This window comes from Mesorhizobium sp. M7A.F.Ca.US.005.03.1.1 (assembly GCF_003997975.1).
Lineage (GTDB): Bacteria > Pseudomonadota > Alphaproteobacteria > Rhizobiales > Rhizobiaceae > Mesorhizobium > Mesorhizobium ciceri.
Genome location: NZ_RZRO01000023.1, coordinates 16,638 through 38,406 on the forward strand (window position 1 = coordinate 16,638; position 21,769 = coordinate 38,406).

Consider the following 21,769-nt stretch of genomic DNA (forward strand, 5'->3'; position numbering starts at 1 on the left):
GTCCATGGCAGGTGCGGCAGGCCAAACCCGCCGCACACCCGCTTGAGCCGTCAGTTTCCCCAGTTGCCCTGGCCGGATTCCGGCTGGACCGAATCGGGCGTCAGCGTGAGGTCGCGGTGCTTGACCTGCCTGTGGGTCGAAGCCGTGTAGCTGTGGTCGACATTGACCGCGTGCGAGGTGACGGCCGGCTGATTGACATTGTCCGAACCATAGTTGTCGCTGCCGGCAAAAGCGGCACCAGTGGCAACGAGGATGGCGGCGGCGGTAAGAGCGATCCTGTTCATTCTATTTACTCCGGTATTCCTGATTCTGTCCGTCTAGTGGCGTGCCCCTGGGGAGGAAATTTCGCGTCGCTCGGACAGCCTCGATCTGGGTTTTTCGTGCGCCGACTTCCAATCACGAAGACGTTCCCTCACGCGCGGCATCGGGACCTCGAACGTCGGCCAAGGGATTGAGCTCACCCTGTTTTATCAATTTATCTCAGACGCTTATAAGGAGGGTGCCTGACGCATGATGCGGCGGTTCATCGAGCCAGCGCTCGCCATCCGTTCACGATTCGTCAACATAAATTGAACCAGCTGGTTCGATTTACGATCGGCGCTCCGACACCGATGCCGTCGGCCGAAATCCTGCTCATGCATAAAAAAACAAGAGCGGCGGGCAAGGCCCACCGCTCTTTGTGGTCGCAGACTTCAGAAATCAACGACCCCAGATGCCCTGGCCCGACTGAGCCGGCACGTTGGCATTGGCATCACCCTGCGTCTTTACGGACTTCGGGATCGAGCCGGTGTGCGTGGTGTCGATGTCGGACACGGACTGGTTCGCAACAGGCTGGTTGGCATTGTAAGAGCCGTAGTTGTCGCTGCCGGCAAAAGCGGTGCCCGTGGCAACGAGGATGGCGGCGGCGGTAAGAGCGATCTTGGTCATTTTAATTACTCCTGAGTTCAAGATTGGGTCGATATCGGCAGTCGCGATTAGCGGCCGAAGAGGTTGCGGTCAGCGCCCTGCGAAGCGGGGGCCTGGACGGTCTGCGTCGACTTGGAGACCGAAGCGGTGATCGAATGGTCGACAGCGACGGCAGGCTGATTGGCGTTGGCCGAGCCATAATTGTCGCTGCCGGCAAAAGCAGTGCCCGTGGCAACGAGGATGGCGGCGGCGGTAAGAGCGATCTTGGTCATTTTAATTACTCCAGTATTTGTCATGTCCGTCTAGTGGCGTGCCCTTGGGAGGAATTTCGCGTCGCTCGGACCACCCCGAGATGGGCTCGCCCTGCCGCGGATTCCAATCACGAAGATGTTCCCCCGCGGCTCGAATCCAGGCCTTGAAATTTGACACAGGGCCTCAGCGGTCATAATTTAACTGTTTGAAATCAGACAGTTAATCGATAACGCCCATCACCAGGCGCGACCGCTCGCCAGGCCGGCGTTCACCATCTGCTACACAGTGCGTCAACAGAAATCGAACTGAACGGTTCGGTTTGAAACGATTGCGCACCATCTGAACTTCTGGATCTCCTCCATTTGCCTTGCGGTTGGATCGAGATTATCGCTTGTGCACGATCATCAATCGGGCGCGACTTGGCGGCGCCAGTTGAAGAAGTGGGCGGAAATCCGGGTGACCTGCACCCCAGGACAGCGATAGAAATGCGGTTGCTGCTTGTAGAAGACAATCGCGAGCTGGCGGATTGGCTGGGCAAGACCCTGCGTCAGGCGAACTATGTCGTCGACATCGTCCATGATGGCGAGGATGTCGAACACGCGCTCGCCGCCGGTGACCACGCGCTTGTCATCCTCGACCTTGCGCTGCCGCGCATGAGCGGGCTGGAGGTGCTGCGAATGTTGCGGACGCGCGGCAACCGGGTGCCGGTGATCGTGCTGACCGCCAATGCCAGTCTCGACGGTCGGGTCAAAGGGCTCAATGAAGGCGCCGACGACTATCTGGCCAAGCCCTTCCAGATCGAAGAGCTCGAAGCACGAATCCGCGCGCAATTGCGCCGTGCCAATGACCGCACCGCGCCGGTCGTTGCCTGCGGTGATCTCGTCTTCGACACCAACACGCGGCTGTTTTCGCTTGCCGGCGAGGCGCTGGCGCTGACACCGCGCGAGCATGCCGTGCTTGAGCAATTGATGGTCAAGGCCGGACGCACGGTGAGCAAGGCGGCATTGTCGGCCGCGATCTACGATTTCGAGACCGACGCCGATCCCAGCGCCATCGAGATCTACGTGCACCGCGTGCGCAAGAAGCTCGAAGGGTCGCGGGTCCAGATCGCCACACTGCGTGGTCTCGGTTACCTCTTGCGCCAAGACGATTTGGCGCCGTGACGATCCTGGCGCCATGAGGATCAACAGCCTCCGCCTGCAATTGCTGGCATGGGTGGTGCTGCCGCTTGCCGGGCTCGCGACCATCAACCTGTGGACCAGCCAGCGCAACGCACTGGCGACCGCGGACCTGGTCACCGACCGGATGCTCGTCGGATCGGCGCGGGCGATTGCCGAGCAGGTCGCCATGGTCGACGGCGTGCTCGATGCCACGGTGCCCCCGGCGGCGATCGAGATGTTCGACACCGGCGACCGCGACAGCGTCTACTATCGCGTCGAGACAGCCGGCGGGCGGCTGCTGACCGGATATCCCGACCTGCCCGAAGCGCCGCAGCATGCCAGTGTCGAGGCCGCTTACCGCGATCACCAGCTGCGGCTCCTGACCCTTGGCCATGCGGTGATCGGCGCCGGCAACGACTCGCCAATATCAGTCACCGTGGGCGTCACCCTTGCCGGCCATGACGCCATGGTCAAACAGCTTTGGTTCAGCGCCTTTGCCCAGCAACTGGCGCTGGTGGCGATTGCCGGCGTGTTCGTGCTGCTCGGCTTGCGTCGCGGCCTGGCGCCGTTGATCCGGCTGCGCGATGCGGTACGCTCGCCAAACCGCAGCGACCTTGACCCCGTCGAAGTGCCCGGTGCGCAAAGCGAGATCCGCCCGCTGATCGACGCCCTCAACGCCTACATGGAGCGCGTGCGGGCGCAGATGGCGGCGCAACGCCGCTTCATCGCCAATGCGGCGCACCAGCTGCGCACGCCCCTGGCGCTGCTGTCGACACAGGCAAGCTATGCGCTTCGCGAAAGTGCCGCCGATGCCCGCCAGGAGGCGCTGGTGGCGCTGCAGGCGAGTTCCGGCAAACTGGCGCGGCTGGCCGAACAGCTCTTGACCCTGTCACGCGCCGAGCCAGGCAGCCGGCGGCCGCGCGCCGACCGCATTGACCTGGCGGAAGCCGCCCGGCACGTGCTGGAAACCCTGGCGCCAACGGCCATCGATCGCAAAATAGATCTCGGCCTCGAGGAGGCTGGCCCCGTTCCGGTCATCGGCGACGGCACCATGCTGCGCGAGATGATCGTCAACCTCGTCGACAACGCGCTGCGCTACTCCCGGGCTGAGGGCAGTGTCACGGTGAAGCTGGCGGCCATCGACGGCGAAGCCGTGCTGACGGTCGCCGACGACGGGCCTGGCATTCCGGCGGACGAGCGAGACCATGTCTTCGAGCGCTTCTACCGTATTGCCGGTTCGACCGAGGAAGGCAGCGGGCTGGGACTCGCCATTGTACGCGAGGTCGTCGAAAATGCCGGCGGCCGCGTCACCCTTGGGGATGGCGCGGCCGGCGGTCTGTTGGTTGAGGTCAGGCTGCCGCTGGCCTGACCGGTCAGGCTGCCCCTGGTCTGACCGATCACGTTCCCTGCTCGTTGAACGGCGCCGGCCGCCACTTCACGACATAGTTCTCGAAGCGGGTGATGATGAACTCCACCACCAGCGCCATGACAGCCAGGATGATCATCGCGGCGAACACGCCATTGGCGTTGAAGGCGCCCTGCGCGGTCGAGATCAGCAGGCCCATGCCTTGCTTGGCGCCGAGGAACTCGCCGACCACCGCGCCGACCAGCGCGAAGCCGAAGCTGACATGCAGGCTGGCGAGGATCCAGCTCATCGCCGAAGGAATGATGACGGTGCGGGTGATCTGGAACGGCGAGGCGCCAAGGATCTGGGCATTGGCGATCATTGCCCTGTCGGCCTCGCGCACACCCTGGAAGGCGTTGGCGAAAACAACGAAGAACACCATCACCACGGCAAGCGCCACCTTGGACGCCATGCCGAGGCCGAGCGCGATGATGAACACCGAGCCGAGCACGACGCGCGGCACCGAATTGGCGATCTTGATGTAGATCGAAAAGACATCCGCCAACAGCCGATTGCGGCCGAGGATGATGCCGGCGGCGATGCCGCCAAGGGCACCGATGACAAAGCCGAGGAAGGTTTCCTCCAGCGTCACGTAGATCTGCAGCCAGAGTGGGCCTTGCGAGGTGCCTTCGGTGATCCACGACCAGATCTGCTGCCAGATGCCAGAAGGGCTGGCGAAGAAGAACGGGTCGATGATGTTGTAGTCGGCGCCGAGTTCCCACAGGCCAAGGAAGACGACCAGGATCGCCAGGCGCAAGGAGATGACAAGCGCGTGGCGGCGGCGCAGCCTTGCCCTCGCCCGGGCTTCGGCAACGGCGATGGAAGCATCGCGGACGGCGGCCTGGTTGGCGGTCGGAGAGATTGCGGTCATGCTGTTTCTCCTTTCAATGTCCGGTCTGCAAGGTCCGGCTCTGGCCGAGCTGCACTTCCTCGCGCAGATCGTTCCAGATCACCTTGGCAATCTCGACGAAGTTCGGGTCGTAGCGGATGTCGGCCATGACGCGCGGGCGCGGCAGGTCGATGCGGTAGACGCTCTTGACCGTGCCCGGCCCAGCGGTGAGCACATAGACCTTGTCGGCCAGCGCCACCGCCTCCTCTAGGTCGTGGGTGACGAAGACAACCGAGGATTTCTGCTCCGACCACAGATCCAGCAATTCGTCCTGCATGGCGGTGCGCGTCTGCATGTCGAGCGCGCTGAACGGCTCGTCCATCAAAAGGATCTTGGGCTGGTTGATGAAGGTCTGCGCCAGCGCGACGCGCTTGCGCATGCCGCCCGAAAGCTGGTGCGGATAGTGCTTCTCGAAGCGGCCGAGGCCGACGCGGGCGATCCAGTCGCGGGCGCGGTCGTAGGCCTGCGCCTTTGGCGTGCCGCGATAAAGTGGACCGGCGGCGACATTGTCGATGACACTGCGCCAGGGAAACAGCGCATCCGCCTGGAAGACAAAGCCGATGTCCCGGCTGATATCGGTGACCGGCGTGCCCATGACGCGGACATTGCCGGTCGTCGGCCGCAACAGGCCGGTGACCAGGTTGAGCGTCGTCGACTTGCCGCAGCCGGTCGGCCCGACGACGCAGGCGAACTCGCCGCGCGCCACGGTCATCGTGAAATCGCGGATCGCCGTCATCATGTGCCCGTCGGGCGTGACGAAACGCAAGGTCACATCATCGATGGCGATCGCGGCGTCGGCTTGTGGCGCGGCCTGAGACAGCTTCTCGGCCGCCATGGGTTGCACTTGCATGGCGCACTCCTGTCGCAATGGGGCAAGGGAGCCCGCGGCAGTGCCACGGATCTCCAGGTGTTCGGGAGGCCGCGCCGCTGCCTTCTTGATTCAAGCAGCCGGCGCAAGTCCTTGTTATTCAACGAGTGGTAGGCTGGCGCCGCTATTTGGCAGCGTCGACGAATTCGGTCGTGTAGGTCTTCGACAGGTCGATCTGCTTGCCTTGCAGGCTCTTCGAGAATGTCGAGAGAACCTTGAGCACGGTCGGCGGACCATCGGCCGGCATGCGGCCATCCGGCGTGAACATCGCCTTGCCGCCGGCCAGCCCCTGCACGTAAAGGTCCCGGTTGCCGGCATAATAATCCTTCGGCATCTTGTCGGCGATCTCTTCGGCCGAATGCGTGGCGATGAATTTCATCGTCTTGACGAAGGCATTGGCGAGCTTCTGTGCCTCATCCTTGTGGCCTTCCAGCCAGGAGGACTGGACATAGAAGGACGCCGCCGGATAGTCGCCGCCCAGCGCTTCCTTGGTCTTTTCAGGCGTGCGCATGTCGACCAGGATGCTTGCCTCGCCGGTCTTGAGCAGTTTGGCGATGGTCGGCTCGGTGGTCATGCCGGCCTGGATCTGGTCCTGCTTGACGGCGGCGATGAAGGTGTTGCCGGCGCCGACCGGCAGCAGCGTGTAGTCGCCGGGCTTCAGGCCGCTGCGCACGGCAAGATACTGGGTCAGGAAATCGGTCGAGGAGCCGAGACCGGTGACGCCGAGCGTGGCGCCCTTGAAATCGGCGGGCGACTTGATCTCCGGGTGCTTGGCGGAGACCAGCTCGACCTCACCGGGCGCTTGGCTGAACTGGACGATCGACTGGATGTATTTGCCCTTCGACTGCAGGTCGACGGTGTGATCGTAGAAGCCGACAACGCCTTGGACGGCACCGGCCAGCAGTTCATTTTCGGCCTCGACCCCGGCGCGCGAGTTGAGCAGTTCGACATCGAGCCCCTGGTCCTTGAAGTAGCCGAGCTGCTGGGTGAGCACGGCAGGCAGATAGATCTGCTTTTCCATGCCGCCGACGATGATGGTGATTTTGTCGGCAGCCGAAGCCACCGTGGCGCTTGTGGCTGCAATAGCAAGGGTTAGCGCCGCTGTGCGCAGGGCGCACTTCGAGATGAAACCGGTCACGAAACTTCCTCCACTTGGGCGGCGCGCCATCCCGGCTGCGCCGCATTCCTCCTTACCGGCCGCTCCCGCACCGGTCACACGGCGAACGCCGTAATGACTTCATGGCACGCCCAAGCTTTCAGCTGGCTTTCAGTCGTTTTAACGGCCGTTGAAATGGAATCCGTTGTGGCTGCCGGTCACGGAGCGCCGAAACCGAGAACGTCGCGCATGTCGTATTCGCCGGGCGGGCGTCCCTCGAGCCAGAGCGCGGCGGCAATGGCGCCGCGGGCGAACATGACGCGGTCGCCGGCCGCATGCGACAAGGTCACAAGCTCGCCTTCGGCACAGAAGCTCACGCTGTGTTCGCCGATGATGCTGCCGCCACGCAGCACCGCAAAGCCGATCTCACCGGGAGGCCGCGCGCCAATGGCGCCATCGCGTGCACGCCTTGCGACCGTCTCCAGATCGATGCCGCGTCCGCCGGCTGCGGCATGCCCCAGCATCAACGCCGTTCCCGATGGCGCATCGACCTTGTGGCGATGATGCGCCTCGACAATCTCCACGTCCCAGTCATCGGGGTCGAGTGCCCGCGCCGCCTGCTCGACCAGTCCGACCAGCATGTTGAGCCCGAGTGAAAAGCTGCCGGAGCGCACGATGGCAATCGTTTTCGCGGCGTCGGCGATCGCAGCCGATTGAGAAGCATCGAAGCCCGTAGAGCCTATGACCAGGGCCGGCCCGCCGCGCTCGGCGCAAATCCTGGCCAGGTCGACCGAGGCAGCCGGCGTGGTGAAGTCGATGACCACGTCGGCCACTGCAAGCGCCTCGCCGCGGCTCACCAGCCCTTCGCCGACACTGCCCGGCCGGTGAAAGCGGGCGGCGAGCGCCAGCCGCGCGTCGCCCTGCACGGCGTCCGCCATCTGACGGCCCATGCGGCCCAGCGCACCCGCGAGGGCTATCCTGACCGGTGGTTTCGACATGGAGCGCTATCCCGCGGCTATTTCCACATGCCGCGCATGCGCGCGCCGATGTCGACGCGCACCTCCGGCCGGGCTGCCCTGCCCTGTGCTGCCTGTGCGCTCGGCCACGACACCTGCTGGAATGCGGCAAGGATCGAAGCCGGGATGAAACGGGTGCGCGAGGCATAGAGATGGCGGTCGCCGCGCGCCGCCTGGCCATGTGGAAAGAAACGCTGCGGCATGACCAGGTTGAGATTGTCCTTGGCCCGCGTCATTGCCACGTAGAGCAGCCGGCGCTCCTCCTCGATGTCTTCCTTGGTGCCGACGCCGAGATCGGCCGGGATGCAGCCGTCGACCGTGTTGAGCACGAAGACATTCTTCCATTCCTGGCCCTTGGCCGAATGGATGGTCGACAGGATGAGATAGTCCTCGTCGCGATGCGGCGGCCCAGCCTGGTCGCTGGTGGCGTCCGGCGGATCGAGCGTCAGTTCGGTCAGGAAGCGCTCGCGCGAGGCATAGCCCGAGCCGATCTGCTCAAGTTGCAACAGGTCGGCCCGGCGCGTCGTCGCGTCCTCGTGGATGCGTTCCAGATGCGGCTCGTACCACAGCCTGATCTGTTCGAGGTCGGCCGGCCATCTGGCGCCGGCGCGCAGGCCGGAATAGAGCGAGACGAAGCCAGGCCAGTCATCGGCAGCGCGTTGCGGCGGACGCCAGCCGGCCAACCCCATGGCCTCGTCCAGCGCCGTCGTCATGGTCTCGACGATCTGCGCGGCGGCCGAAGGGCCGATGCCAGGCAAGAGTTGCAATACGCGAAAACCGGCGACACGGTCGCGCGGATTTTCGGCAAAGCGCAGCACCGCCAGCACATCCTTGACATGGGCGGCATCGAGAAACTTCAGGCCGCCGAATTTGACGAAGGGAATGTTGCGCCGCGTCAGTTCGATCTCCAGCGGCCCGCTGTGATGCGAGGCGCGAAACAGCACCGCCTGGGACTTCAGCGCTGTGCCCGCCTCGCGCTCGGCCAGGATCGCGTCGCAGACGAAATTGGCCTGCTCGACTTCGTCGCGCACGGTCACCAGTTTTGGCCTGTCGCTGGATTTGCGCTCCGACCACAGGTTTTTGGTGAAGCGCTCCGAGGCTTCGCCGATCACCGCATTGGCGGCAGCAAGGATGGTCTCGGTCGAGCGGTAATTGCGCTCCAGCATCACCACGTCGGCGGCTTGCGCGAACTGATTGGGGAAGTCGAGGATGTTGCGAACCTCGGCGGCGCGGAACGAATAGATCGATTGCGCATCGTCGCCGACCACCGTCAGCCCGGCGCCGTCGGGTTTCAGCGCCATGAGGATCGAAGCCTGCAGGCGATTTGTGTCCTGGTATTCGTCGACCAGCACATGGTCGAAACGCCCGCCCAGATGCGCTGCTATCTCGGGCTCCGCCGCCATCTGCGCCCAGTAGAGCAGCAAATCGTCGTAATCGAGCACGTTTTGCGCCTGCTTGGCCTCGACATAACCGGCGAACAATTCTTTCAGCTGCTCCGCCCAGCCGGCGCACCAGGGAAAGGCGGAACCCAACACCTCGTTGAGCGGCGCCTGCGCGTTGACGGCGCGCGAATAGATGGCAAGGCAAGTGCCCTTGGTGGGGAAGCGCGCTTCCGTCTTCGAGAAGCCGAGCTCGTGGCGGACCAGATTCATCAGGTCGGCGGAATCCTCGCGATCATGGATGGTGAAGGCCGGGTCGAGACCGATCTCCAGCGCATAGTCGCGCAACAGCCGCGCGCCGATGCCGTGAAAGGTGCCGGCCCAGGTCAGCGCATCGGTGATGACGGCTGCATCGCGGCCGAGCACCTCGCCGGCAATACGCTCGACGCGTCTGGCCATTTCGGATGCGGCGCGGCGCGAAAACGTCATCAGCAGGATGCGGCGCGGGTCGGCGCCCTTGACGATCAGATGAGCGACGCGATGCGCCAGCGTGTTGGTCTTGCCAGATCCGGCGCCGGCAATGACCAGCAACGGGCCGGCAATCTGACCGGCGCCGTGCTCGACGGCCTGGCGCTGGGCATCGTTCAGCCGCGCGAGATAGGCAGGCTGGACGGTCGGTTCCCGAAAGGTCGAATCAGCGGTGGCGAGGTTCATCGCCCATCAAGCATCGTTTCTGCTTTGTTCGCAACATCGATACGGGCACACCTAACCCATGCAGGACTGGGGCCGGTCTGAAGAGAAGGGATCGCGGCTAGCGTTGCGGATCGACACCCATGTCGGCCGACTGCCGTCGCAAGGTCTCGCGATCAGGTTGCGACGGCGGCAACAGCAGCGGGTCGACCGTATCGGGCACGTTTTCGACCATCTTCCTGGCGATGCGATAAGTGACATAGGCGAAGGCGCCGGCGACGAGCAGACGGAACATGGTGCAAAACTCCTTTGGAGCAGAACCAACCGTGGAAACAGCCTTTGGTTCCCTTGCCAATCGTCCACGCGCGCAGTCGAAGATGGAGGGCGGTTTCGCCGGCGCTCCCGATGCATTCTCGAGGCAACCGGAGGCGGAACTTGGCCTTTGCGAGGCTCGCGTGCTGCCGCAACCCGCTGTGGCGTCCCGGACGAACTTTTGGAGAAGAAGGCCGGCGCCGCTTGGGAGGAGTGAAGCGCCGGCCAAGCGGATAATTAGGTCCGCCGCACAGTAAGGCTAGCTGAGTCTTTCCCTTGCGTCATCGGAACATTGTTTTTGTTAACAGCGTATCTGCCCGCGACTCTACCCATATCCGGCTCGCGATACGCATGTTTGACAATCGTGACGCCGCGATCATCTCCCGGCCGCGAGCCTTTGCCTGACCAGCGCGACATGGAAATTCGCGCCGAACAACAGCCCCTCATCGTCGAAGTCGTAGCTGGAATTGTGCAGCGGCGCCGAACCCTCGCCATTGCCGAGGAAGGCGAAGCAGCCCGGCACATGGTCGAGGAAGCGGGCGAAATCCTCGGAGGCGGTCATCGGCTCGCGGGCGACGGCGATGTTGCCGGGTTCGAAGACGCCTCTGGCGGCGGCGAATGCGGCATCGACCAGTTCGGCATCGTTGCGCAGCGGCACGAACTCCCTGCTGTACTTGACCTCGGCGGTGACATTATAGGCGGCGGCGATGCCCTCGGCGAGAATGCGCATCTGCCGCTCGATCTCGGCGCTGACCTCGGGACGGAAGCTGCGCGCATCGCCGAGGATGCGGGCAAGACCGGGCAGAGCGTTGCGGGTGCCGTCGGTGATCAGCTCGGTCACCGAAACCACGGATATGTCGGCCGGACTCAGCCGGCGCGAGACGATGGTCTGCAGATTGGTGACCAGCGCGCAGGCCGCGACCAGCGTCTCGTTGCCCGCATGCGGCCGCGCGGCATGGCCGCCGAGCCCCTTGAGCACGATCTCGAAGTTGTCCTCGGCCGACATCATGGGTCCGGCACGGGTCTCGAAATGCCCGATCGGCAGGCCGGGCATATTGTGCAGGCCAAAGATCTCGTCAAAGGGAAAGCGCTGCATCAGCCCATCGTCGAGCATGGCGAGCGCGCCCCTGCCCCATTCCTCGGCCGGCTGGAAGACGAAGCGCACGGTGCCGTCGAAACCGCCCTCACCGGCCAGCAGCTTTGCCGCGCCGAGCAGCATGGTGGTGTGGCCGTCATGGCCGCAGGCATGCATGATGCCGGGATTGCCGGACCGGTAAGATGCGTCCGATTGTTCTGATATGCGCAGCGCATCCATGTCGGCCCTCAGCGCAATCGCCCGGTTGCCGCTGCCGCGCTTCAGCGTGCCGACGACACCGGTGCCGCCGACGCCTTCGGTGACATCGTCCAACCCAAATTCACGCAGTTTGGCGGCGACGAAGGCGGCGGTGCGCTTCTCCTCGAAGCCGAATTCCGGGTGTGCATGCAGATCGCGCCGCCAGAAAATCATCTCCTGCTTCAGCGCGTCGCGATCGAGTTCAGACATTCTTCTGCCCCTTCTGCTTCTGCCCCTTCTGACCTACTTTGCCAGTTGCGCGGCCACATCAAGCAGGATGTTGGCGCCGGCAACAAGCTCTGCGTCATCGGTGTGTTCGCGAGGACTGTGACTGATGCCGCCAACGCTCGGCACGAAGATCATCGCCGCAGGCGCGATACACGCCAGCATCTGCGCGTCGTGGCCGGCGCCTGATGTCATGCGCCTGACCCCGAGGCCACGGCGTTTCGCGGCGGCCTCGATTTGTTCGACGATGCGCAGGTCGAAGATCACCGGTTCGAAGCGGGCCAGTTGCTCGACCGAAACCGTCACGTTCTCAGCGGCGGCAAGCTGCTCGAGATGGGCGGCAAGCGCCGCTTCCGCCGCCTGCAGGCGCTGTTCGTCGGGATCGCGCAGATCGACGGTGAAGACCGCGCGCGAAGGGATGACATTGATGGCATTCGGCTCGAAGCGGATCGTGCCGACGGTGGCGACGGTCGGCGCGTTCGAGGCTTTGGTCCGGTCGAGCAGGAAGGTGATGACCCGGGCGGCGGCGTGGCCGGCATCGTTGCGCATCGACATCGGCGTGGTGCCGGCATGGTTGGCGACGCCGTCGATGGTGATGCGCTGCCAGGAGATGCCTTGCAGATTCTCCACCGCGCCGACCGGCAAGCCTTCGCGCTCCAGCACCGGCCCTTGCTCAATATGCAGTTCGAGATAGGCGTGCGGCGTGAGGAAGCCGGGCTCCCGGTCGCCGGCATAGCCGATGCGGGCAAGCTCCTGACCGAGCACGCTGCCGTCGGTGCCGACGGCCGCCAGCACCGTTTCGGCATCGATGCCGCCGGCGTGGACCAGCGAGCCCATCATGTCGGGTGTGTAGCGTACGCCCTCCTCATTGGTGAAAGCGGCGACCGCGACCGGGCGCGACGGCGAAAAGCCTGTCGCCTTGAGCGTCTCGATCACTTCCAGCCCGGCAAGCACCCCGTAGCAGCCGTCATAAATGCCGGCATCGATGACGGTATCGATGTGCGAGCCGATGAGCAGCGGCGCTTGCCCGGTAATTTCCGGGTTTTGCCAGATGCCGAAAATGTTGCCGACCCGGTCGATGGCGACATCGAGCCCGGCCTGCCGAAGCCAGCCGACGAAGAGGTCGCGGCCCTGCCTGTCGGTGTCTGAGGCGGCCAGCCGGGTCAGCCTGCCCTCGCCATCCCGGCCAACAGCGCCGAGTTCGCGGATGCGGCCGAGCAGGCGCTGCGCATCGATGGCGATCATGCCGTTGCCTCGACTGTCATCTTGCCTTCCAGCACATCGGCCGGGTTCATGCCAACCAGTTCGGCGTAGCGATGCGGGTCGGTGGCGCCTTCGGTGTTGATCACCAGCACCCGCGATTTGCCGTCAAGTCCAAGATCGGCCCGGTTGTCGGCCACCGCCCGGATCAGCCCGGCAAGGCCGACACCACCGCTTTCGCCGGCGACGATCACCGGGTCACCGCCGGCCGGCCAGGCCAGCCGCCGCATCACCGCGATGGCCTCGTCCTCATCCACCGTCATGAAGGCGTCGGCGGCGCGCGCCAGCACCCGCCAGGCGACCGGCGAGGCTTCGTAACATTCAAGCATGGCCATCACCGTCGGCTGGCCGTGCGCGACCTTGACCGGGCGCCCGACCTGGGCGGCTGCGAGAACACAAGCGGCACGCGCCGGCTCGACCACGATGAAGGTCGGCCTGGCGTCACCGAGCACGATGGCCAGATGACCGGCCAGCGCGGCGGCAATGCCGCCGACACCGGCCTGCACGAAGACGTGGGTCGGCGTCCGAGGGAGTTGGCGCAAGGCTTCGCGTACGATCGCGGTATAGCCCTGCATGACCAGGCCGGGAATGCGCTCATAGCCCGGCCACGAGGTGTCGGAGACTACGGTCCAGTCCTTGTCGGCCGAAACTTGGGCAGCTTGCCTGACCGAATCGTCATAATTGCCGTGGACGCGGATCATCTCGGCGCCATAGCGGGCGATCGCCGCGATGCGCTCCTCGCTGACCCCGGCGTGGACGAAGACCGCCGCCCGCGCGCCGACGAGTTGCACGCCTTGCGCGACGGAGCGGCCATGATTGCCGTCGGTCGCACAGGCAAATGTCATCGCCGCGGCGACCGCCCGCACGTCAGCCTGATCGAGATCGGCCATGTCGACGGGCCGGCCAAGGCGACTGCCGGCCTCCTCCAGCACCAGGCGGAAGACGGCATAGGCGCCGCCAAGCGCCTTGAAGCTGCCGAGGCCGAGGCGAAAGCCTTCATCCTTGATATGGATGGCGCCCAGTCCGAATTCGCTGGCGAGCGCCGGCAGTGCATGCAGCGGCGTCATCCGGTGATTGTCGCGGTGGCTGAGAAAACGCTCGACTGTGTCGGCTCCGGCCACGCCAAGGGTTTCGGCATCGATCGGATCGAGCGGCCGGCGGTGCGATGCGTTGCGGTTGAGCAGGAACATTGGCCGGTCCCGTTGGTCAGCGAGAACATATTGCAGGAGCGACGCAAAGAGCGCTGTAATATGGTCTCTTAAATGCAAGTTTGTTTCGTCCGGGATATTCCATTGCCTGCATTGCCGTCCTCGCTCGATAGTTTCGATCTCGCCATCCTTGCCATCCTGCAGCGCGACAACACGACGCCGCAGCGGTTGATCGGCGAGGCGGTGAACCTGTCGGCGCCGGCGGTGCAGCGCCGCATCAAGCGCATGGAGCAGACCGGCGTCATTGCCGGCAATGTCGCTGTCGTCGAGCCGGCAGCGGTCGGCCACCCCATCACCATCTTCGTCGAGGTGGAACTCGAGAGCGAACGCGCCGAACTGATCGACGCGGCCAAGCGGCAGTTCTCGGCGACCCCCGAGGTCCAGCAATGCTATTACGTCACCGGCGAGGCCGACTTCATCCTGGTCATCACAGTGGCCGACATGGGCGCCTATGAGGCGCTGACGCGAAAACTGTTCTTCGACAGCAACAATGTCCGAAAATTCCGCACGTTCGTTGCCATGGACCGGGTCAAGGTAGGGTTGACGGTGCCTTTGCCTGTCTAAATATTTGTCGCGCGGCAGGCCTTTACTTTCCCACCATGTTTTTGACATTCTCGGGCTGTGAATTCTGCCGCGGAGGCGCGCTTGGACGACACCACCCCAGTTGCGATCATCGGTGCCGGGCCGGCGGGCCTGGCCATTGCCGCGTGCCTGCGGCAGAGCGGGCCGGATTTCGTCCTGCTGGAAAAGGAGCAGCAGGCCGCACCCGCCTGGCGACGCCACTATGAGCGCGTCCATTTGCACACGGCCAAGCGCTTTTCCTCGCTGCCCTTCGCGCCCTTCCCCAGGGACTATCCGCGTTATGTGCCGCGCGATCTCTTCGTCGACTATCTCGATGCCTATGCGCAACGTTTCGATCTGCGGCCGCGATTTGGAGAAACAGTGCGGGCGATCACCCGGCGGGGCAGAAGCTGGCTCGTGGATACGACGACCGGCCCCTTGCATGCTTCAAACGTTGTGATTGCATCTGGCAACAACGCAGAGCCGCTGATGCCCGGATTTGCCGGCGCCGATACCTTCAAGGGCCGAAAGCTGCATAGCGCCGACTATCGCAACGCAATGCCTTTCGCCGGTCAGCCGGTGCTGATCGTCGGCATGGGCAATACCGGCGCCGAGATTGCGCTCGATCTGGTGGAAGGCGGTGCGCGGCCGACGATTTCGGTGCGCGGCGGCGTTCATATCGTACCGCGCGAACTGCTTGGCGTGCCCATCCAGATGATCGGCATGGCGGCGCGCCTGATGCCGCAGCGCATCAACGATGCCTTGTTCCCCATCATCCTCGATCTGGCGTTGGGCAGGCTGGAGAAGTACGGGCTCAAGCGGCCCAAGCAAGGAATGCTGCAGCAGATCAGCGAGGCGTCCCGCATTCCGACGATCGATATCGGCACGGTGAGCAAGATCCGCGAAGGTGCGATCAAGATCGTACCCGACATTGCCGAGATCACCGAACAGGGCGCCCGTTTTGCCGACGGCAGGCATGGCGAGTTCGATGCGATCATCTTCGCCACCGGCTTCCGGCCCGGCTACGCCAAATTGCTGGAGCCCGGCGTTCAGCCAGAGCGCAGCGGCGTCAATGCGAGGGCTTCAGAGCTTGGCCTCTATCTCATCGGCTTTCACAGTCCGGTCACCGGATTGCTGCGCGAAATCTCGATCGAGGCCGAGCAGATCGCCGACGACATCAGTCTTAGGCGAAACCGAAAGAAGGTGGCCGAAGCCCTGCCGGTATAATTTGACGCGAGAGCAACTGAGTTCTCTCACCTTGCCGCGCGCAGCCAGACCTTGTTGTCGTGGAAGGCAGCACCCCCATAGGGTGCAGGCGCGTCGGCGCCGGTCAAAACGTTGATGCCCTCGCCGCGCTCATGGGCGCTGTTTGGCCAGATGCCTTCGGCGATCACCACGCCACGCTTGATGCCGTCGAACAGTTTTGCATGCAGCACGACTTCGCCGCGCTGGTTGCCGACCTCGACACGGTCGCCATCGGCCAGCCCAAGTGCCGCGGCATCGTCGGGATGTAGAAGCAGTTCCGGGCGGCCCTCCCTGGCTTTCGACACCGGTGTTTCCGAGAATGTCGAATTGAGGAAGTTGCGCGCCGGCGACGTCGTCAGCCGGAACGGGTGGGCTTCGTCGGCGACCTCGATCAGGTCGACATGGTCGGGGAATTCCGGCAGCCGCGCCACCGGGCCGAACAGGCCCATGCTTTTGGGCGGCCGGTTGGGCGCCGCCTGCCCGGTCCAGTCGGCGCGGAAGCGGAATTTTCCATCCGCGTGGCCAAATCCGTTGATGAAGTGTGCTGCCTCGAAATCCGGCTGCAGGTCGACCCATTTGTCTTGCTTCAAGCTTTCGAAACTGCCCAGCCCGCGCTTGCCCAGGATGATGTCGATATGCTGCTGCTCGGTCAGGCCGAAACCCGGACGGTCGGCGACACCGAGGCGATCAGCCAATTGCTCGATGACGAAATGGTTGGTGCGCGGTCCCTCCGGCGGCTCGATCAGCTTGGGGCCAAGCGTGATGTGCTGGTTGCCGCCGCCCTTGTAGACATCGTCGTGCTCGAGGAACATCGTGGCCGGCAATACGATGTCGGCAAGCTTGGCCGTGTCGGTCATGAACTGCTCGTGCACGCAAGTGAACAGGTCGTCGCGCAGGAAGCCTTGCGTCACCAGCCGCTGCTCCGGCGCGACATTCACCGGATTGGTGTTCTGGATCAGCATCGCCGTCACCGGCGGGCCACCATAGAGCGCATCGCTGGCACCGGTCAGCACCGGGCCGATGCGCGAATGGTCGAGATAGCGGATCGAGGGATCGCGCATCTTGGTGCCTTCGAGCACATCCTGGTTGAGCTTGAAGATGCCGGAATTGGAATGGAAGGCGCCGCCGCCCTCATATTGCCAGCTGCCGGTGACAGCCGCGATGCACGAGGCGGCATGCATGTTGACGGCGCCATTGCGCTGGCGTGCAAAACCATAGCCGAGGCGGAAATAGGTCTTCTTGGTCGTGCCGACGAGGCGGGCGAAGGCCTCGATCTCGGCAACCGTCAGGCCCGTGATCCCGGCCGCCCACGCCGGCGTGTGCGTCTCGAGATGCGCTTCCAGCCCTCTCGGGTCGTCGGTGTATTTCGAGAGATAGGCGCGGTCGGCCATGCCCTCCTTGAACAGCACATGCATGACCGCGCAGGCCAGCGCGCCGTCGGTGCCCGGCTTCAGCACCAGGCCGAGATCGGCCTGCTTCATCGTCGCGTTTTCGTAGACGTCGATGACGACGATCTTGGCGCCGCGCTCCTTGCGCGCCTTGATGGCGTGGGTCATGACGTTGACTTGGGTCACCACCGCATTGGTGCCCCAGATCACCACGCAATCGGATTTCGCCATCTCGCGCGGGTCCGGCCCGCGCAAGGCGCCGGCCCCCATCATCCAGCCCGTCCAGGCGAGATTGGTGCAGATTGACCCGAAGAAGCCGGAATACTTTTTCGCGTGGCGCAGCCGGTCGATGCCGTCGCGCTGCACCAGCCCCATCGTGCCGGCATAGTAGTAGGGCCAGATCGTCTCCGAGCCGTACCTCTCCTCGGCCGCAATGAACTTTTCGGCGACGAGGTCGAGCGCGGCCTCCCAACTCGCTTCCTTCCAGGCGCCGTCGCCCTTAGCGCCGGCGCGGATCAGCGGCTTCAGCAAACGGTCGGGATGGTGGACGCGGTCGGCATAACGCGCAACCTTGGCGCAGACGACGCCGGCGGTGTAGCTGTTGGACTTGGCGCCATGGACGCGGCCGATCCGATTGCCGTCGAGCAGTTCGACCTCGAGCGCACAGGTCGACGGGCAATCATGCGGACAGGCGGAATGGCCGATTCTGAGCTTGGCGTGCTGGTTCATGCGGCAAGACTAGCGGGTTTCAAAGGGCGCGTGTAGGGCCAGATGATTAGCCAATCTCCCCACTTGTGGGGAGATTGCGTAATCACTCCGCCGTGCCTTCCTCATACTCTGCCGACATGGACAGCCACTTTTCCTCGTGGCCGGCCAGCGTCTGGGCCAGTTGCGAGCGCTCCTTGGCCAGCCGGGTCGCCGTCGAGGGATCCTTTTCGTACACCGCCGGATTGGACAGTTCGTCCTCGATGCCGTCGATGCGCTTGCGGATGCGGTCCATCAGCGCTTCGGTGGCGCGGATTTCCTTGGCCAGCGGCTCGAAGGCGGCGCGGCGTGCCGCCGCATCGCGACGGCGGTCGGCCTTTGATGCCTTGTCGGCCTCGCGCTTGCCGCGGCGGTCGCCGGACACGCCGGTGACCAGCGTCTTGTAGTCTTCCAGATCGCCGTCATAGGGGTTGACCGCGCCGTCCTTGACCAGCCACAGCCGGTCGGCGGTTGCCTCGAGCAGATGGCGATCATGCGAGATCAGGATGACGGCGCCAGGGAATTCGTTCAACGCATGGATCAGCGATTCGCGGCTGTCGATGTCGAGATGGTTGGTCGGTTCGTCGAGGATGAACAGGTTCGGCCCCTCGAAGGCCGACAGGCCCATCAACAGTCGTGCCTTCTCGCCGCCCGACAGATCCTTGGCGGCGGTGTTCATCTTCTCGGTGGTGAGGCCGAACTGGGCGACGCGGCCGCGTACCTTCGATTCCGGCGCCTCCGGCATCAACCGGCGGACATGCTCGTAGGCGTTTTCGTCCGGCCGCAGATCGTCGAGCTGATGCTGAGCGAAGATCGCCACCTTCAGCCCGGGCGCCACCGTCATGGTGCCGCTCTCCTGCTTCAACCGGCCGGACAGCAATTTGGCGAAGGTCGACTTGCCGTTGCCGTTGGCGCCGAGCAGCGCGATGCGGTCGTCGGCGTCGATGCGCAGCGTCATCTTCTTAAGGATCGGCTGCCCCTCGGTGTAGCCGACATTGACGTTGTTCAGCGCCACGATCGGCGAGGCCACCGTCTTCACCGGCTCGGGGAAGGAGAACGGCCGCACCGAATCGTTCACAAGGGCCGCGATCGGCTTCATTTTTTCCAGTGCCTTGATGCGCGACTGTGCCTGTCTCGCCTTGGAGGCCTTGGCGCGGAACCGTTCGACGAAGGATTCCATGTGCTTGCGCGCGGCTTCCTGCTTGACGCGGCCCTTCTCCTGCAATTCCTTCTGCTCGGTGTATTGACGCTCGAACTGGTCGTAGCCGCCGCGCCAGAAGGTCAGCTTCTTCTGGTCGAGGTGAACGATCGAGTTGACGGCGCGGTTGAGCAGGTCGCGGTCGTGCGAGATCAAAAGCACGGTGTGCGGATATTTCGACACGTAGTTTTCCAACCACAGCGTGCCTTCAAGATCGAGATAGTTGGTCGGCTCGTCGAGCAGCAGCAGATCGGGCTCGGCAAACAGCACCGCGGCGAGCGCCACGCGCATGCGCCAGCCGCCGGAAAAGGAGGAGGCCGGACGCCGTTGCGCAGCGTCATCGAAGCCGAGGCCGGCGAGAATGGTGGCGGCGCGGGATTCGGCTGAGTGCGCGTCAATATCGGCCAGCCGCATATGGATGTCGGCGATGCGGTGCGGATCGGTCGCCGTCTTTTCCTCTTCGAGCAACGCCGTGCGTTCGAGATCGGCCTTGAGCACGATCTCGATCAGCGCATCCTCGGTGCCTGGCGCTTCCTGCGCCACCTGGCCGATGCGGGTGCTCTTCGGCAGGCTGATCGAGCCTGTCTCGGACGGGAAATCGCCGGTAATGGCCTTGAACAGCGTCGTCTTGCCGGTACCGTTGCGGCCGACAAGGCCGGCTTTGGTGCCGGCCGGCAAGGTCAGCGAGGCATGGTCGAGAAGCAGGCGTCCGGCCATGCGGAGCGATAGGTCGTTGATGATCAGCATGGCCGCGCTTTTGCACCGGACATCAACGCTTCGCAAGGCCTTGCGGGCCAGTTGGCCGCACAAGGCCTCGAAACGACGCCCGCGAGGGCGCCGTCAAAGCAGCCGAACAGTGGCTTGCCTGCTCTCAGGCAGTCGCCTTGCGCTTCGTTGCCTTGGCGACAGCGGCCGGCGCTGCTGCCGGCTTGCGGCCCAGTCCCGTCGACTTTGCCAGCGCCGATCGCGTCGCCGAGTAGTTCGGCGCAACCATCGGATAGTCCGGCGGCAAGCCCCATTTGGCCCGATAGTCGTCCGGGCTCAGGCCGTAGTCGGTCCGCAGATGCCGCTTGAGCGACTTGAACTTCTTTCCGTCCTCAAGGCAGATGATGTAGTCGGGAAACACCGACTTCTTCGGATTGACTGCCGGAACCAGGTTTGGAGTTTCCGCGACAACTGCACCAGCGAGCTTGCGAACCGAAGCACTGACGCTGGCAATCAACTCAGGCAGGCCGGAAGCCGGAAGGGGATTGTTGCCTACATAGGCCGAGACAATATCGGCCGTCAGCTCGATAACGGTCTTATCATCGATATTTGACAATTCTTTCACCTTATTTGCGACAAAATCCTCCACCCCAGCGAAGACTTGTGTCGATGTATCTCTTTAACCGCGTCCCCCAACGGACCGCCAAGCCTCATAAAAGAATGAAGAATCGGCCAAAATAGCATTCATGCGAAATCGACGCCGTGCAAATTAGAAAATCTAATACTTGGAACCAGCAGACTTAGCGGCAGGACTTTCGTCCAATATCTCCAGAATACGCTTCCAGCGGGCGCAGCGCGCGAAATCCTTTTGTTCTATCGCCTTTTCGGCCCTCATCGCGGCGTAAAGCGGCGCCTCGGCGCCGAATTCGTCGATCAGCCAATGCGCTTCCTGAATGGCCAGACGCTCATTCTCGTCAAACATGGTTTTCGGCCTCCGAACGTTCCACACCGACCGCGACACAACTGCCGATGACGAGGATGGCTCCGATAATGGCCGTCACCGTCAGCCGTTCGCCGGACAAGGTCAAAAGCAGGGTCGAGGCGATCGGCGTGAGATAGGCGACCACCGCGACCCTGCCGCTGCCTTCAAGCTTCAAGGCGCGCGACCAGAAATAGTAGCCCAAGCCCATCGGACCGGCGCCGAGATAAAGGCCGAGAGCCAGGTCCGCGCCGATGGGCCAGGTGAAACCGTCGCGAGCGCACCACAGAAACGTCAAAGCGACGCCGATCAACGATGAGGGCAGCAACAGGCGATCGGCTGGGGTGGCGACCCGTCCCACCATGATCGAATAGAAGGCCATGCACAGCGCCGACCCGAATGCGGCGAGATATCCGACCAGATCGCCGTCGAACCAGGATTGGTTGCGCCCTCCCGAAATCACCAGCGCGACGCCGATGAAGCCTACCACCGCGGCGAGACCCAACAGTGCCGGACGCCGCGGATTTTCCAAGGCAATGACTGCCGCCGCGACCATCAACGGCCAGGTGTAGGCGACCAGATTGGCCTCGATCACCGGCATCGAAGCGAAGGCGATGTATTGCAGCACCATGGTGCCGACCAGACCGATGAAGCCGACCGCGAGAGAGATGAACGCCGCCCCGGCCGTGACCGGTGCTACTCTTTCCCGGCTCATCAATCGGATGGCCCGGCTCATCAATCGGATGGCGGCGAAGACGAGTGCAGCGCCTGCAAATTGCAGGAACTGGACCTGCGACACCGGGTGGCCGGCCAGCAGGGATTTGCCGATCAGGGCATTGGTGGACCACAACGCCACCGCACCGGCAGCGAAGACCAACGCGGATATCGAGCCGGATCCCTGCCGAAACAATCGGCATGGGATTCTATTTTGCTGTTCGACCATGATCCTG

Annotated in this window: 21 protein-coding genes; 4 read left to right on the top strand and 17 right to left on the bottom strand. The window is 63.9% G+C overall.

Going from position 1 to position 21,769, the window contains the following annotated elements:
- Positions 1 to 50 precede the first annotated feature (50 nt).
- The 3 genes from EN990_RS12640 to EN990_RS12650 all read right to left on the bottom strand — a co-directional run bounded on the left by EN990_RS12640 (position 51) and on the right by EN990_RS12650 (position 1,178).
- Positions 51 to 284 carry a DUF680 domain-containing protein gene (locus EN990_RS12640; RefSeq protein ID WP_127370259.1) on the bottom strand — a complete coding sequence of 78 codons (234 nt, stop codon included), beginning with the start codon at positions 282 to 284 and terminating at the stop codon, positions 51 to 53.
- A gap of 415 nt (positions 285 to 699) precedes the next feature.
- The gene (locus EN990_RS12645; protein ID WP_013532449.1) at positions 700 to 927 is read right to left on the bottom strand and encodes a DUF680 domain-containing protein; all 228 of its coding nucleotides are present in this window, start codon (positions 925 to 927) and stop codon (positions 700 to 702) included.
- A gap of 47 nt (positions 928 to 974) precedes the next feature.
- Positions 975 to 1,178, bottom strand: a complete 204-nt coding sequence (locus EN990_RS12650; protein WP_013532451.1) for a DUF680 domain-containing protein — start codon at positions 1,176 to 1,178, stop codon at positions 975 to 977.
- A 465-nt stretch (positions 1,179 to 1,643) separates the two neighbouring features.
- Between EN990_RS12650 and EN990_RS12655 the strand changes: the two genes are divergently transcribed.
- Positions 1,644 to 2,321 (top strand): response regulator, encoded by a 678-nt coding sequence (locus tag EN990_RS12655; protein ID WP_024504276.1) that lies wholly within the window; start codon positions 1,644 to 1,646, stop codon positions 2,319 to 2,321.
- Between the two features lie 13 nt (positions 2,322 to 2,334).
- Positions 2,335 to 3,687 (top strand): sensor histidine kinase, encoded by a 1,353-nt coding sequence (locus EN990_RS12660; RefSeq protein ID WP_013532453.1) that lies wholly within the window; start codon positions 2,335 to 2,337, stop codon positions 3,685 to 3,687.
- A 28-nt stretch (positions 3,688 to 3,715) separates the two neighbouring features.
- Here EN990_RS12660 and EN990_RS12665 read toward each other — a convergent pair whose 3' ends face one another.
- The 9 genes from EN990_RS12665 to EN990_RS12705 form a co-directional block, all read right to left on the bottom strand.
- Complete coding sequence (locus EN990_RS12665) at positions 3,716 to 4,594, bottom strand: ABC transporter permease (protein ID WP_013532454.1); 879 nt, start codon at positions 4,592 to 4,594, stop codon at positions 3,716 to 3,718.
- A gap of 13 nt (positions 4,595 to 4,607) precedes the next feature.
- Entirely contained in the window at positions 4,608 to 5,462 is an 855-nt protein-coding gene (locus EN990_RS12670) for an ABC transporter ATP-binding protein (RefSeq protein WP_013532455.1), read from the bottom strand.
- A 142-nt stretch (positions 5,463 to 5,604) separates the two neighbouring features.
- The gene (locus EN990_RS12675; RefSeq protein WP_027163344.1) at positions 5,605 to 6,618 is read right to left on the bottom strand and encodes an ABC transporter substrate-binding protein; all 1,014 of its coding nucleotides are present in this window, start codon (positions 6,616 to 6,618) and stop codon (positions 5,605 to 5,607) included.
- A 176-nt stretch (positions 6,619 to 6,794) separates the two neighbouring features.
- Positions 6,795 to 7,574 (bottom strand): 4-hydroxy-tetrahydrodipicolinate reductase, encoded by a 780-nt coding sequence (gene dapB / locus EN990_RS12680; RefSeq protein WP_127384687.1) that lies wholly within the window; start codon positions 7,572 to 7,574, stop codon positions 6,795 to 6,797.
- A 17-nt stretch (positions 7,575 to 7,591) separates the two neighbouring features.
- Positions 7,592 to 9,685 carry an ATP-dependent helicase gene (locus EN990_RS12685; protein ID WP_127370099.1) on the bottom strand — a complete coding sequence of 698 codons (2,094 nt, stop codon included), beginning with the start codon at positions 9,683 to 9,685 and terminating at the stop codon, positions 7,592 to 7,594.
- Positions 9,686 to 9,782: 97 nt separating this feature from the next.
- A complete protein-coding gene (locus tag EN990_RS12690) occupies positions 9,783 to 9,956 on the bottom strand; it encodes a hypothetical protein (protein ID WP_013532459.1) in 174 nt (57 codons plus the stop codon).
- A 393-nt stretch (positions 9,957 to 10,349) separates the two neighbouring features.
- Positions 10,350 to 11,516, bottom strand: coding sequence for a M20 aminoacylase family protein (locus tag EN990_RS12695; RefSeq protein ID WP_127370404.1), 1,167 nt, complete (start codon positions 11,514 to 11,516; stop codon positions 10,350 to 10,352).
- Positions 11,517 to 11,549: 33 nt separating this feature from the next.
- Positions 11,550 to 12,776 carry a Zn-dependent hydrolase gene (locus EN990_RS12700; RefSeq protein ID WP_127366034.1) on the bottom strand — a complete coding sequence of 409 codons (1,227 nt, stop codon included), beginning with the start codon at positions 12,774 to 12,776 and terminating at the stop codon, positions 11,550 to 11,552.
- Positions 12,773 to 13,981 carry a diaminopropionate ammonia-lyase gene (locus EN990_RS12705; RefSeq protein WP_127366035.1) on the bottom strand — a complete coding sequence of 403 codons (1,209 nt, stop codon included), beginning with the start codon at positions 13,979 to 13,981 and terminating at the stop codon, positions 12,773 to 12,775. The genes EN990_RS12700 and EN990_RS12705 overlap by 4 nt, the downstream gene beginning before the upstream one ends.
- Positions 13,982 to 14,053: 72 nt before the next feature.
- On the opposite strand from EN990_RS12705, the gene EN990_RS12710 reads away from it, so the two are divergent.
- Positions 14,054 to 14,563, top strand: a complete 510-nt coding sequence (locus tag EN990_RS12710) for an Lrp/AsnC family transcriptional regulator (RefSeq protein ID WP_164754774.1) — start codon at positions 14,054 to 14,056, stop codon at positions 14,561 to 14,563.
- An 81-nt stretch (positions 14,564 to 14,644) separates the two neighbouring features.
- Complete coding sequence (locus EN990_RS12715; protein ID WP_127366037.1) at positions 14,645 to 15,787, top strand: NAD(P)/FAD-dependent oxidoreductase; 1,143 nt, start codon at positions 14,645 to 14,647, stop codon at positions 15,785 to 15,787.
- Positions 15,788 to 15,813: 26 nt separating this feature from the next.
- Here EN990_RS12715 and EN990_RS12720 read toward each other — a convergent pair whose 3' ends face one another.
- The 5 genes from EN990_RS12720 to EN990_RS12740 form a co-directional block, all read right to left on the bottom strand.
- The gene (locus tag EN990_RS12720; protein ID WP_127366038.1) at positions 15,814 to 17,922 is read right to left on the bottom strand and encodes a molybdopterin oxidoreductase family protein; all 2,109 of its coding nucleotides are present in this window, start codon (positions 17,920 to 17,922) and stop codon (positions 15,814 to 15,816) included.
- Positions 17,923 to 18,004: 82 nt separating this feature from the next.
- Positions 18,005 to 19,882: an ABC-F family ATP-binding cassette domain-containing protein gene (locus EN990_RS12725; protein ID WP_027162727.1), complete on the bottom strand. Its 1,878-nt coding sequence runs from the start codon at positions 19,880 to 19,882 to the stop codon at positions 18,005 to 18,007.
- 124 nt (positions 19,883 to 20,006) lie between these two features.
- Positions 20,007 to 20,456, bottom strand: a complete 450-nt coding sequence (locus tag EN990_RS12730) for a MucR family transcriptional regulator (protein ID WP_013532467.1) — start codon at positions 20,454 to 20,456, stop codon at positions 20,007 to 20,009.
- A 162-nt stretch (positions 20,457 to 20,618) separates the two neighbouring features.
- Positions 20,619 to 20,822 (bottom strand): hypothetical protein, encoded by a 204-nt coding sequence (locus EN990_RS12735; RefSeq protein WP_024504288.1) that lies wholly within the window; start codon positions 20,820 to 20,822, stop codon positions 20,619 to 20,621.
- Positions 20,815 to 21,762, bottom strand: coding sequence for a DMT family transporter (locus EN990_RS12740; protein WP_127366039.1), 948 nt, complete (start codon positions 21,760 to 21,762; stop codon positions 20,815 to 20,817). Before EN990_RS12740 ends, EN990_RS12735 begins: the two co-directional genes overlap by 8 nt.
- Positions 21,763 to 21,769 lie beyond the last annotated feature (7 nt).